The following is a 13,985-nucleotide window of genomic DNA, read 5'->3' as shown; positions in this document are numbered from 1 at the left end:
GCATAGGGGTGGTAGCGCATGGGAGGTCATTTCTATACGAACGTGTCGTATTTGAATGACGTGTTTAAACAAGAATACGAGTATTGGCAAAACAAGCTCGCGGGCGCAGCAGAGAAAAGCCGTTTTTTTGACGGCGGGCGCGAGCGGGCAGCGGGCGCGCTAGGCATGGAGACGGTTGAATGTTTCCTCCCGACGGATTGCGCCAGTCGGCTGGTGCAAATCAGCAACCGCTCCGACGCCAGATTGCACGTGTTGCTATTGGCCTATACGGCGGTGTTGCTGATGAAGCATACGGGACAGACGGATATCGTGCTCGGCACGAGCATCTACCGCCAGCAAGCGGAGGAAGAGTTTATCAATACCGTGCTGCCGATCCGGATTCCGCTCACGAACGAAATGCGGCTGCTTGACGTGATGACGAGCGTCAGGCAAACCGTTTCCGAGGCGATCGCGCATCAAAACTATCCGATTGAGCTGATCTTGAAAAATGCGCAGCAGCCAGCGGATTTTTTGGATGTCTCCGTCATGTTGGCGAACATTCAGGAGCTGTCGTACCTGGAGCGAGCTTCGTCCCGGCTCATTTTCGCTTTTGACAGGCAGCACGAGGCGCTGAGCCTTCGTGTCCACTACCATGCTTCGCTCTGCGAACAAGCGCAGATCGCAAGACTGGTGGAGCAGTTTGCGCTGTTGTTGGAACATTCCCTCGACAATCCGCGCGTGCCGCTCTGTGAGCTTTCGATCCTCACCGCGCAGGAGCAGGAGCTTCTCGCGCGGATCAATCAGACGGCGGCGCGGTTTCCGGAAGCGGCGACGATTTCCTCGCTTTTTGAGCAAGCGGTGCAAGCTCATCCGCAGCACGCTGCTGTCGTGTATGAACAAGAACGGCTGTCGTATGAACAGCTCAATCAAAAAGCGAATCGACTGGCGCATTGTTTACGCGAGCGGGGAGTGACCGCCGAAACGATTGTCGCCGTGCTGCTGCCGCCATCCGTGGACATGATCGTGGCGATTGTCGCCGTTTTGAAGGCGGGCGGCGCGTATTTGCCGATCGACCCGGATCTTCCTGCGCACAGAGTGGCGTATATGCAAATAGACAGCCAGGCGGCCTATCTGGTGACGCAAATTGCGCAAGCCGGGGTCGACGGCTTTGCTCACGTGATCTACGTCGACGACGAACGGCTGCACGATTATTCGACCGCCAATCTGGAGCCGATCCATCAGCCGAACCAGTTGGCTTACATTATTTACACGTCGGGAACGACAGGCAACCCTAAAGGCGTTATGATCGAACACAAAAATGTAGTCCGGCTGTTTTTTCACGAGAACAACCGCTTTGCTTTTACTTGCGACGACACGTGGGTACTGTTTCACTCGTTCGGCTTCGATTTTTCCGTTTGGGAAATATTCGGAGCTTTACTGCACGGAGGCAAGCTTGTGGTGCTGCCGAACTTGCTGAAGCGGGATTATCGGCAACTGGTGCAGCGGTTGCGAGCCGAGCAGGTGACGGTCTGGAACCAGACACCTTCCTCTTTTTACCAGTTTATCGAAGAAGAACGAAAACAGCCTGATTCAGCCCTTTGCTTGCGCTACGTCATTTTTGGCGGAGAGCCGCTCTTGCCTGCCAAGCTTGCGGCGTGGCACGACAAATATCCCGATACGAAGCTCATCAACATGTACGGCATCACAGAGACGACGGTCCATACGACGTACAAGGAAATAACCGCGGAGCAGATTCGCTCGAATGACAAGCGGATCGGCGTTCCTTTTTCCACCGTTCACTTGCACATTTTGAACAGGCAAGGGGACGTCGTGCCCATCGGTGTCGTCGGGGAAATTTGCATCGGCGGCGAAGGAGTCGCGCGTGGCTATTTGAACAAACCCGAATTGACAAAAGAGCGGTTTCAGCTCTGCCAGATTGGCGGCCGGATGCAGCGGCTTTACCGCTCCGGCGACTTGGGCAGGTACTTGCCCGACGGAGAAGTGGAGTACATCGGGCGCCGCGACAAGCAGGTGAAAATTCGCGGGTATCGCATTGAGCTGGATGAAGTGCGCGCCCACCTGCTGACGATGCCGGGCATTCAGGAGGCCGTCGTTATGGCGCGGGAAATCGAGGAAAACAGCAAAGTGCTTTGCGCCTACGTGGTGATGAAGGAAGGACAGGCCGAACGGTTCGATCCGGTGGAAATCAGGCAATACATGCAAACGCGCGTCGCCGACTACATGATTCCGTCCTTTCTCTTTTTGCTGGAAAACATACCGTTGACGATCAACGGCAAAGTGGACGACAGCCAATTGCTTCAGATGGAGTTCAAGCAGAGCGGCAAGCGCGACGCGGTGCAACCGGGCAGCGAGCTGGAAAAACAGATCGCCGAAGTGTGGCACAAGGTGCTCAAGACCGATTCGCTCGGCATTCACTCCACCATTTTTGATTTGGGCGGGACTTCGTTCGACGTGCTCAAGATCAGCAAGGAGCTGACAGAGCGGCTGGAGCGAGAGGTGACGGTGGTGACGCTGTTTACGTATCCGACGATCAGCATGCTGGCAGGCGTGCTGGAAGCAGAGGGGACAGCCCGGAAGCTGCAAACCGACGCCCGGCTCGACTCGATCGAAGAGGGGAAAAAAGCCCGAATGCAAAAATTACGTCTGTTAAAAAAGTAGGGATGATATGGGACACGAATACAATGGGTTGGAAGTTGCCGTCATCGGCCTGGCGGGCAGGTTTCCGGGGGCAGGCACAATCGCGGCGTACTGGGAGAACTTGAAAAACGGCGTGCACTCCATCCAGACTTTTTCCGAAGCCGAGCTCATCGAGGCGGGGGTAGACCCGCAGGCAGTCAAAAGCGCCGAATACGTCAAGGCAAAAGGGTATCTGGAGAGCGGGAGCCGCTTCGATGCCCGTTTTTTTGATTATACGCCACTGGAAGCCGAGCTGATGGACCCGCAAATGAAAGTGTTTCACGAGTGCATCTGGGAAGCATTGGAGGATGCGGGCTATGCCGCACAGGTAGAGCAAAAGCTGATCGGCCTGTTCGCAGGCGCGTCCCCGAACCATATGTGGGAAGCGCTGACGGGCCTGTCGGGCAAAAGCGAGGCCATCGGCCACTGGGCGGCCACGCAGCTTGTGGACAAAGACTATTTGAGTTTGCGCATCGCGCATAAATTGAACTTGAAAGGCCCTGCCCTGACGATCTACACCGCTTGCTCGACTTCGCTTGTCGCTGTGCACATGGCGGCCCAGTCGCTTTTGAACGGCGAGTGCGACCTGGCATTGGCCGGCGGGGTTACCGTCACGTCGCCGGGGAAAAGCGGGTATGTCTATCAGGAAGGAATGATTTTGTCGCCAGACGGCAAATGCAAGGCGTTTGACGCGAACGGACAAGGCATCGTCGGCGGAGATGGGGCAGGCGTCGTCGTCTTGAAGCGGCTGCAGGACGCCATTGACGATCGGGACCAGATTTACGCCGTCATCAAAGGTTCCGCTGTCAACAACGACGGGATGCAAAAAAGCGGTTTTACCGCCCCGAGCACGCTCGGACAGGCGGAAGTGATCCGCACGGCGCTCAAAGTAGCGGAGGTAGCGCCAGAGAGCGTCGCTTACATCGAGTGCCATGGGACGGGGACACCGCTTGGCGACCCGATTGAGCTGGAGGCGCTGGAGCTGGCCTATCAGCCTGCGCAGAAGCACGCGTGCGCGCTTGGCTCGGTCAAGACGAACATCGGGCATTTGGACAGCGCGGCGGGAATCGCTTCCTTCATCAAGGCGGTGCTGGCGATCCAGCATCGCCAGCTTCCGCCGTCGCTGCATTTTCAAAGTCCGAATCCGCATCTGGATGTGATCGGAAAAGGCTTTTACATCAACGACAAGCTGACGGACTGGGAAAAAACGCGCGGGCCGCTGCGCGCCGGAATCAGCGCGTTTGGGATCGGGGGCACGAACGCCCATGTGATTATCGAAGAAGCGCCAGCCGCGCGGGAAGCAAGCGCCGGGCGGGAATGGCAACTGATTGTGCTTTCGGCCAAAACAGAGCAAGCCCTGGAGCGATATAAGCAAAATGTTGAGGAATATTGGCATGCTCATCCAGATGCACGTCTTGAAGATGTTGCCTATTCGCTGCAGGTGGGACGAAAGCCTTTTGCGTATCGAGCAATCGCGCTTTGCAACCGGACGCTGGCCCAGCCGCTCCGCTTTTCCGACGCTGTGCTCGCCGAGGAAAAGCCGTCCGTCGCCTTTGTGTTCCCGGACTTCGCCGAACAAAGCTGGGAGGAGGGCGAGCTTGCCGAAATCGCCAAGCTGTGCCGGGAAGAGCCGTCCGTCCAGCAGGTGATGGCGCAAGCGCTGCGTCTGTTGAACGCGCAAACGGCTGAACAGGCGGCCGTGTCTATCGCCGAGCAGCTTTGCCAGCCAAAGCACGGACTAGCGTTGCGCTTTGCCCTCTACTACGCCATCGCCAACCGGTTCCGGGAATGGGGCGTAAAACCGCAAAGCCTGTGGGGATGCGGAACGGGCAACCTGGTTGTCGAGTGCCTGGAAGGGCGCCTTGCTTTTGCCGATGCGATTCGCGCGCTCGTGGATCAGCAGCGCCTCGACAGCTTCACCGCCGCAGCGAGCCATCGCCCTGTTTCCCATCCGGGCGCGCTTTGCCTGATTTTTGGCCCGGCAAAGGCGGGGGAGCAAGTCGCCGCGCATCGTCACCAGCTCTGCCTGGAGCGTATTCATGCCTACGCCCTCCTGGAAGTATTGGGGACGCTTTGGCTACACGGGCAGGAAGTTGACTGGACTGCCTATTATGAGCACGAAAAACGGAATCGCGTCTCCTTGCCGACCTACGCCTTCGACGCGCAGGAATTTCCTGTGGATCCGAGCCTGTTCAACTTCGGGCAGCTCGAAAGCCGCCCTCCCTTCCGGAAGAGCAGCGCGGCGCACAGAAGGGACGACATCCGCGAATGGTTTTACGTGCCCGTCTGGGAAAGCGCTGCGCTGCCGACGTATATGGAAAAAGCCGTTTCCAGCGAGGCAACCTGGCTCATTTTCAACGATCAGGCTGGCTTGGGCGAAGCGTTGGCGAGCGAGCTGAAAGCGCGCGGCAGCAAAACGATCGCAGTCGAGCAGGCCGAGTGCTTTCAACAGGTGGCGCCAGACCGCTATAAGCTGAATCCGCAGCATCCAGACGAGCTGGACCGCTTGCTCGACGATTTGCAGGCCGTGCCGGATTGCATCTGCTACCTGTGGACGGTGACGCCTCCGGTCGAGCCGGAGCTTGCGGTCGTCGAACCAAGCCAGCAACAGTTTTTTTACAACCTGCTGCAGATTGCCCGGTACATCGGAAGCAAAGCGGGCAACAAAGAGATCCGGCTGCAAATTGTGACGAACGGGCTGTATGCCGTTACCCAGGACGAGCCGATCTGTCCGCTGAAAGGACTCGTGCTCGGGGCAAGCAAAATCATTCCTTACGAGTATCCGAACAGCAAAGTTTGCACGGTCGACATCCAGCTTCCCGAGGGAGACAGGCAGGCGGATAGCCATGTGGTGTTGGCGGCGAGTCTGCTCCGGGAATATCAGTTTGATTTTGTGCACAGGCAAGTGGCGTACCGTGGCAAAAGCAGGTGGATCGAAGCGGTTCGCGAGCCTGTCTTCGTGAAACAGCCGGAAAAACTGCCGCTGCTCAAACAAAAGCTGGTCTGCCTGATTACCGGCGGATTGGGCGGCATGGGCTTCGCCTTGACCAAATATTTGGCGAAGCAGTATCAGGCGCGGCTCGTCCTGGTCGGACGCTCTGCGTTCCCGCCGCGAGCAGAGTGGCAGCAATGGCTCATGGACAAGCCCGATCATCCCCTGTCTGGCAAAATTCGCACGATCCTGTCGCTGGAACAAGCCGGGGCGATGATCGACGTTTACAGCGTGGATATTTCCGATTATTCCGCTATGCAAAAGGTGATTCGTGAAGCAGAGGCGCGGTTTGGGCCGATTACCGGCGTCCTGCATACGGCGGGAGTTCCCGACTACGCAGGGGTGATCCAACGAAGGACAAAAGACATGACCGACCCGATCCTGCGGCCGAAAGTGCAAGGAACCATCGTGCTGGATACGCTGTTTGCAGAGCGCACACTCGATTTCTTCATCCTGTTTTCTTCCATCGGCAACTACATTTACGGACGCAAATTCGGGCAAGTCGGCTACAACGCAGCAAATGAGTTTTTGGACGCTTTCGCCGCGTATCGGATGCAAAAACGGCGCGGCTACACAGCCTCGATCAACTGGAACGACTGGGCCGAGGTAGGAATGTCCGTCACCGCGATGGAAAAAAACCGGAGCATGAATCGGCAAGTCAACGAGCGGCAATTCGCCGAAGAGGCCATCTCGCCGCAGCAAGGGGTAGAAGTGCTGCGCTATATGGTGGAAAACCAGTTTCACCGGGCCATCGTCTCTGTGCTTGACCTTCCCGCGCTCATGGCAGAAAGCAATCAGCTCAGCGAAGATTTTATCCTAGAAAAAGAAGCGGCAGTCGCGGCGCAGGCCGAGCTGGCACCCGCCACGATCAACCGCGCCGCGTTGTCCGAAGCGGAGCTTGCGCAGATCATCGCGGACGTATGGCAGAGCGTATTGGGAATCGCCGCGAAAGGCACGGATGAGGACTTCTTCGCGCTGGGCGGAGACTCGCTGAAAGCGATCACGATGATTGCGCTGCTTTATAAAAAGCTGGATGTCAAGCTGCCGCTGCCGACCTTTTTCAACAAGCCGACGATTGGCGACATCGCCCGCTTTATCCGCGGGGCGGACTGGACGGACTTCTCGCAAATTCCAAAGGCGAAAGAAAAAGCCGGGTATCCGTTGACTTCCGGGCAAAAGCGGCTCTATTTTCTCAGCCAAATGGAGGAAGAGAACAAGCAGTACAATAATGTGATTGCGCTGCGTGTGAAAGGACCGCTTTCCCGCGAAAAATTGGAGCATTGCCTGAACACGCTGATTGGCAGGCACGAAAGCTTGCGCACCTCGTTCCAGCGCATCGACGGGGAGCTTTTGCAAGTCATCCACGAGCCGTTTTCGTATACGCCTGACTACCGGGAAGTCGACGAACCAGTCAACGATGCGCACATCGCAGCGTGGATCCAGCCATTTGATCTTTCCGTCGCTCCGGTATGGAACGTAGGCATTTTCAAGGAAAGCGAGCAAAGCCACCTCCTGGTCTTCAACATTCATCACATCATCACAGACGGCACATCGAACGCGATTCTGATTGACGAGTTTACGGCCTTGTACCAGCAGGATGGACAGGCGACGGGACTGCCCTCGTTGTCTGTGCAATACAAAGATTACGCAGAGTGGCAGCAGGAAAAGACAGCGCTTGCCGGCCATCAGGCTGATCGCGCATATTGGACGGGGATGTTTTCCGGCGAAATTCCGCTGCTCGATTTGCCGACGGACTTTGCCCGCCCGCCCTACAAAACGTACCGTGGAAGCATGGAGTTGTTTTCTATCCCGCGAAGCGAGTCGGACGCGATCAAGCGCATGGCCGCGAGCCAGGAAGCGACGCTGTACATGGTTTTGCTTGCGGTGTGGAACGTTTTGCTGGCAAAGCTGAGCCATCAGGAGGAAATCGTCGTCGGGATTCCGACTTCGGGGCGGAATCACAGCGATCTGCAACAGGTGATCGGCATGTTCGTCCAAACGCTTCCGCTGCGAAGCACCGTGCGCAAGGACATGACCTTCGCCGAGCTGTTGCACGCGATCAAACGGAACATGTCCCACGCTTTGGAGCACCAGGACTATCCGTTTGAGGAGCTTGTCAGCGAGCTTGCGCTGCCCCGGGACTTTGGGCGTAATCCGCTGTTTGACGTCATGTTCGCGTTTCAAAATGTCAGCCGTCAAAAGAGCGGTAAGGCTATGCCGTCTGCCGGGCTGGAAATGGAGCCGTATCCGTTTGCAACAAACACCGCCCGCTTTGATTTGACGCTGGACGGCGAGGAGCGGGAAGGCGAGCTGTTTTTTACCGTAGAGTACGCAACCGACCTGTTTACAAAAGAAACAATCGCCCGCTTCATCCGCTATTTCCGAAAACTCGTGCAAGACGTCCTCGCAGAGCCAGAGCAAAAAATCAGCCAGCTTTCCTTGCTCGATGCCGCGGAGCTTGCGCTGCTCGTCACCGGGTTCAATCAGACGGCAGGGGAATATCCGCAGCAGTTGCTGGTGCATGAGCGTTTTGCAGCGATCGCCGACAAGCACGCGGACGAGCCTGCGGTGACGTTCCAACAGCAAACCATGACGTACCGCGAACTGGATGCGCGGGCCAACCAGCTCGCCCATGCGCTCAAGTCGCATGGCGTCGGACCAGACCAGGTCGTCGCCCTCATTGCCACCCGTTCGTGTGACATGATCGCCGGACTATTGGCGATCGGAAAAGCAGGCGCTGCGTACTTGCCTGTCGATCCGGGCTTGCCAGCCAACCGGATCGCCTACATGCTGGACGACAGCCGTGTCCAGGTCATTTTGACCAATACAACCGTAGAGGCAGCAGGCGAGCGACAGGTTGTTGACATGCGCGATTCCCGCATATCGGCGCAGCCTCAAGCAAGGCTGCCTTTGCAAAACAGCAGCACCGATGTGGCGTACTGCATGTACACCTCGGGCACGACCGGATTTCCCAAAGGAATTTTGATCGAGCACCGCGCCTTGCTGAATTTCCTTTTCGGCATGACGGAAGTGCTGTCTTTTGGCGAAAAAGAAAAGTTTTTGTCGTTGACGACCATTTCTTTCGATATTTTCTGGCTGGAGAGCATCTTGCCGCTGTTGGCGGGGCAGCAGGTGGTCATTGCCGATGAGGACTGCCAGCGAGATGTGCGCATGCTGGCAAGCCTGGTCCGGCGCGAGGAAATTACCGTGCTGCAAACGACGCCGTCGCGCTTGAAGCTGTTGCTCGCGGAGCCGGAGTTGGCCGGGCAGTTGAGCCGCTTGCGCTACTTGCTGATCGGCGGCGAAGCGTTGCCGCAAGCGCTGGCAGACGAAGCCGTGCGACTGTTGCCGGCGGGACGGGTGTACAACCTGTACGGTCCGACCGAAACGACCATTTGGTCCACGCTTCAGCAAGTGACAGACAGCGAGCCTGTCGCCATCGGCAGACCGCTGAAAAATACCCAGGTCTACGTGCTCGATCAGGAGCTGGTGCCGCAGCCTGTCGGCGTCCCTGGCCTGCTGTATATCGGCGGGCACGGCTTGGCCCGAGGGTATTTGCACAAACCGGAGCTGACAAGCGAGAAGTTTATCGACAACCCGTTTCGGCCTGGCGAAAAAATGTACGCGACCGGAGACATGGCGAGGTGGACGCGCGAAGGCTTGCTCGAATATTTGGGACGAACCGATTTTCAGGTGAAAATACGCGGCTACCGGATCGAGCAAAGCGAAATCGAAAACCAGCTCGAGGCCCATCCCGCCATCGAAAAAGCGGTGGTGCATGTCCAGCAGGACACTTTGCGCGAACCTTTGCTTGTCGCTTACTATACTTCGGCAGATGCCGTACCGAACCAGGAACTGCGCGATTATTTGCGCAAACAACTGCCGGAATATATGATCCCGCCATTTTTCATGCGGCTTGCGCAAATTCCGCTCACCATCAACGGCAAAATCGACCGGAAGTCGCTGCCTGCCGTAACCGAGGTGGCAGAAGCGCACCAGGAGCTGGTCGGCCCGGGCGACGAGGTGGAAGCGAAGCTGTATGACATTTGGCGCAAAGGATTGCGGCGCGAGTCGATAAGCGTTCGCGGCAAGTTTTTTGAGTTGGGCGGAAACTCGATTCAGGTGATGCAGCTCGTGTATGAAATCAACCGCCATTTTTCATGCGCCATGCCGTTTAAAGACTTTATTGAACTGCAAACGATCGAGGCGATTGCGGAATGGATTCGCGCCGCGATCCAGGAAGAGCGCGAGGCGGACTTGCCAGCGCTGACACCGGAGCCAAGCCGGTTGCATGAACCGTTTCCGTTAACGAATGTGCAAATGGCCTATTATTTGGGCAGAAGCAGCCGCTTCGAGCTGGGCGGAGTCTCGACGCACTCGTATCAGGAGGTTGTCACTACACTCGATATCCCGCGCCTGAACGATTGCTTGAATGTGTTGATTCGCAGGCACCCCGCGCTGCGCACGATTTTTTTGCCGGATGCCCGCCAGCAGATTTTGGCCGAGATCCCCGAGTACGCAATCGAAATTCGCGATTTGCAAGGATGCGAAGCGGATGAGCAGGCTGCGATCATCGCAAACGAACGGGAGCGGATGTCCCACGCGACGTTCCGTCCGGAGCAATGGCCGCTTTTTGAAATCAAAGCGTTTCGCTTGACGGAGCAGAAAAGTTTATTGGCCATCAGCTTCGATCTGCTCATAATGGATGCGTACAGCATGGAAATTTTAGGGAAAGAGCTGCAAGCGCTTTACGCAGGCAAGACGGACGAGCAGGACGATCTAGCGATTTCCTTCCGGGATTATATGATCGGCTATGAGCGGCTGAAAAACAGCAAGCTGTATCAGCAAGACAAGGAATATTGGCTGGCGAAGCTGCCCGATTTTCCGCTGGCCCCGGAAATTCCGTTGCTGGTGCAGCCGTCCCGCGTCCAAAACCCGTACTTTCAAAGAAAGTCGAAGCGATACGCCAAACAAAGCTGGCCTGCCTTGAAAAAGGCCGCCCAGAAGCGCAATTTGACCCCTTCGGCCGTGTTGTGCGCGGCGTATGCGGAAGTGCTGGCGAACTGGAGCAATCAGCTCGCCTTTAGTCTCAACTTGACCTTGTTCAATCGGCTGCCGCTGCACCCGGATGTGGAAAAGCTCGTCGGCGACTTTACCTCTGTTGTGCTGGTCGAGGTGCGGCTAGGTCCGGCGGATACGTTTTGGCAGAAGGCGGGCAACGTACAGCAAGCGCTGATGGAAGCTTTGGCGCACCGTCATTTTGACGGGATTGATGTGATGCGAGAAATCGGCAAGCAGCGGGAACTGGGCAACAAAGCGTTGATGCCGATCGTATTTACGAGCGCCTTGTTTGAAAACGAAGATGTTGTCCAGCAGCAAGCGGCAGACGACGAGCAGCGCATATCGGAACAGGAGAACGATACAAAAGGGATCACGCAAACTTCGCAAGTTTATTTGGACAATCAGGTGGCGCTGCTCGACGGGAACATCGTCATCAACTGGGACTACATCAGCGAGTTGTTCGACCCTGTCGTGATTGACACGATGTTTGCCCAGTACCTGGCCCGGATTGATACGATTTTGAACGACGAGGCCGAGTTGGAGCTGCCAGCGGTGTCCGCCAGTGACCGAGCCGCGATTGATGCGTACAACGATACGGCCGTGGAGATTCCGAGCAAAACGCTGCACGGGCTGTTTGAGGAAACGGTGGCGCAAACGCCTTTTGCCGTCGCGATTGAGGATGGCGAGCAGCAGATCACGTACCAGGCGCTGAACGAGCGCGCCAATAAAGTCGCCAGCTTCTTGCAGGACTGCGGCGTCGGTCCGAGAGACTTGATTGGCGTCATTGCCAAACGGGAAATAACTACCTTCGTCTATTTGTTAGCGATTTTAAAAAGCGGCGCTGCCTACGTGCCGATTGATCCCGACTATCCGGCGGAGCGCGTCGACTACATCCGCGGGCACAGCCGCTGCAAGCTCGTCATAGCGCCTGACTTTTACGAGCGAAACGGGCTGGAACATGCTGCGGACAAGCGCGAGGCTGTCGCGGTGCAGCCGGAGCAGCTCGCCTACGTGATCTACACCTCGGGAAGCACGGGCAATCCAAAAGGAGTCATGATTCGGCACGAAGCCGCATGCAATACGATTCAGGATATCAATCAAAAGTTTCAGGTTACCGCCCGGGATCGCCTGCTGGGCGTATCGTCGCTCTGCTTCGATTTGTCCGTCTACGACATTTTTGGCGCGTTTGCCGCAGGGGCGACGCTCGTGCTGGTCAAGGACCAAAAGAACATGACCGAGCTTGCCGAGACGATTACAGCGAAAAACATTACGATCTGGAACTCCGTCCCGGCGATTATGGATCGCGTGGTCGCGGAAAAAAACGAGCGGGGCGGCGAGCAGAAAGATGAGCAGCTTCGCCTGGTCATGCTGAGTGGTGACTGGATTCCGCTTACGCTGCCGCATGCGATCCGCGAGCGCTTCCCTGCGGCTGAAGTCATCAGCCTGGGCGGCGCTACCGAGGCGTCGATCTGGTCGATTTACTATCCGATTGAAGAGGTAGGCGCTGATTGGAAAAGCATTTTTTACGGGAAGCCATTAGCCAACCAGCAGTTTTACGTGCTCAACTCGCAGAGAGAGCTTTGCCCGATTGCCGTACCGGGCGAGCTGTACATCGGAGGACGCGGCGTTGCGGACGGCTATTTGCATGACGATGAGAAGACCGCGCGATCCTTTGTCCACCATCCGCAGCTCGGGTACATCTACAGGACTGGGGATTACGGCGTACTGCACCGCCACGGGCAGATGGAATTTTTGGGCAGAAAGGATCAGCAGGTAAAAATTGGTGGATATAGAATTGAATTAGGAGAGATAGAAGCGCGGCTGCTGCAAATCGAGACGGTGCGAAATGCGGTTGTACTGGTGGCGGGCGATACAGACAAGCGGTTGTATGCGTATCTCGTGCCGGAAAACGAACCGCAAGAGCGGGACCGTTTTGTCAGCGAGATCAGGACAAGGCTGGCCAAAGCCTTGCCGGATTACATGATACCGTATCATTTTATCGTCGTGGGGCAACTGCCGCTGACGGCCAACGGAAAAGTAGATGTACAAGCCCTGTTGAAGCAAAAGCCGACTGGCGCGGGTAACGGAACGGCATACGTCGCCCCGCGCAATGAAGCGGAGGCGCGAATCGTCGCTCTGTTCCAGGAGGTTTTGCAGATGGACCATGTGGGCGTGTTCGACAACTTTTTTGAGCTGGGCATTCATTCGCTGCAGATCGGAATGATTCACAGCAGGCTGAAAGACGTGTTTGCCAGGGAAATCCCGATTCTTGCCATGTTTGAGCACGCCAACATCAACGCGCTTGCCGCGTATTTGACAGCGGACAACCACGACCTGCCAGACGAAGGGCAGGAGGAGACGATCAACGCCCGCAACCAGGGAAGAGAACGGATCAAGCAAAGAAACGCCAAAAGAAGGAGGAACTCCGAAAGTGACTAAAGCCGAACTGCTGCAATTTTATACGACGTTTACTCCCAACACCGATCCCGGCGAATACGGCTATCTCTTTTACGAGTTGCCCCAAGGCCTGCCAGAGCTGTGCCGATTAATCAAGTGCCAATTGATCCATCCCACGATGATAAAAAAAGTGAGGCATGCGCTGACCGACTATACGCGAAATGAAGACGAGAAATTTTACACGGTCGCAGACATGCTCGACGCGCTGGTCGAACGCAACGCAGACGGCCTCACCTACGACCGCCTGCCAAGCGAGCGGCTGCTCATTTCTTGCCGCTTCCATTCGTTACTGCTCATTTCCATGCTGCGCTCCCGGGGCATCCCGGTGCGCAGCCGCGTCGGATTCGCCAGCTATTTGTCCGAGAACGGCCAAAAATACATCGATCACTGGATTTGCGAAGTGTGGGAACAAGCCGAAAAACGGTGGATTCGGGTCGACCCCGATTGGGAGCTTGTTGACATTTGCGGCGACGAGTTCCTGCTGGCGGGCGATGCATGGCTGATGGCTCGGGACAAAGAAATCAACCCACAGCTTTTCGGGGTGAAAAAATCGTGGGGCATGCACTACATCCGCAACAACCTGTGCTACGACTTAAACGCCGTTCTCGGAAACGAGCTGGGCTACTGGGACTATCCTCCGCTTTGCCAAAAAGAGATGGACGACCTGGACTGGGAAGAACTGCAACTGCTCGATGAGATTGCTCTCTATTTGCAAGACCCCGATGAAAATTACGCACAACTGCAAGCGTTGTTTTCCGAGCATGACTTCCTGCATTTCAAAGGATAGGGCAGTTGTTCG

At 56.5% G+C, this 13,985-nt stretch carries 3 protein-coding genes; all 3 read left to right on the top strand.

Features of this window, described 5'->3' with window-relative positions:
* Window positions 1–18: 18 nt before the first annotated feature.
* Genes AC27IT_RS00695 through AC27IT_RS00685 form a run of 3 tightly spaced genes read left to right on the top strand, consistent with a single transcriptional unit; the run spans window position 19 to window position 13,973 of the window.
* On the top strand, window positions 19–2,658 hold the full coding sequence (locus AC27IT_RS00695; protein ID WP_487091473.1) for a non-ribosomal peptide synthetase: 2,640 nt from the start codon (window positions 19–21) through the stop codon (window positions 2,656–2,658).
* 7 nt (window positions 2,659–2,665) lie between these two features.
* Complete coding sequence (locus AC27IT_RS00690) at window positions 2,666–13,168, top strand: amino acid adenylation domain-containing protein (protein WP_487091471.1); 10,503 nt, start codon at window positions 2,666–2,668, stop codon at window positions 13,166–13,168.
* Entirely contained in the window at window positions 13,161–13,973 is an 813-nt protein-coding gene (locus AC27IT_RS00685) for a transglutaminase family protein (RefSeq protein ID WP_007786671.1), read from the top strand. Before AC27IT_RS00690 ends, AC27IT_RS00685 begins: the two co-directional genes overlap by 8 nt.
* Window positions 13,974–13,985: the final 12 nt, after the last annotated feature.

The sequence above is a fragment of the Brevibacillus sp. YAE8 genome, assembly GCF_057543335.1.
The sequence above is the reverse complement of the archived record's forward strand: the minus strand, read 5'-3'. Positions and strand labels throughout refer to the sequence as shown.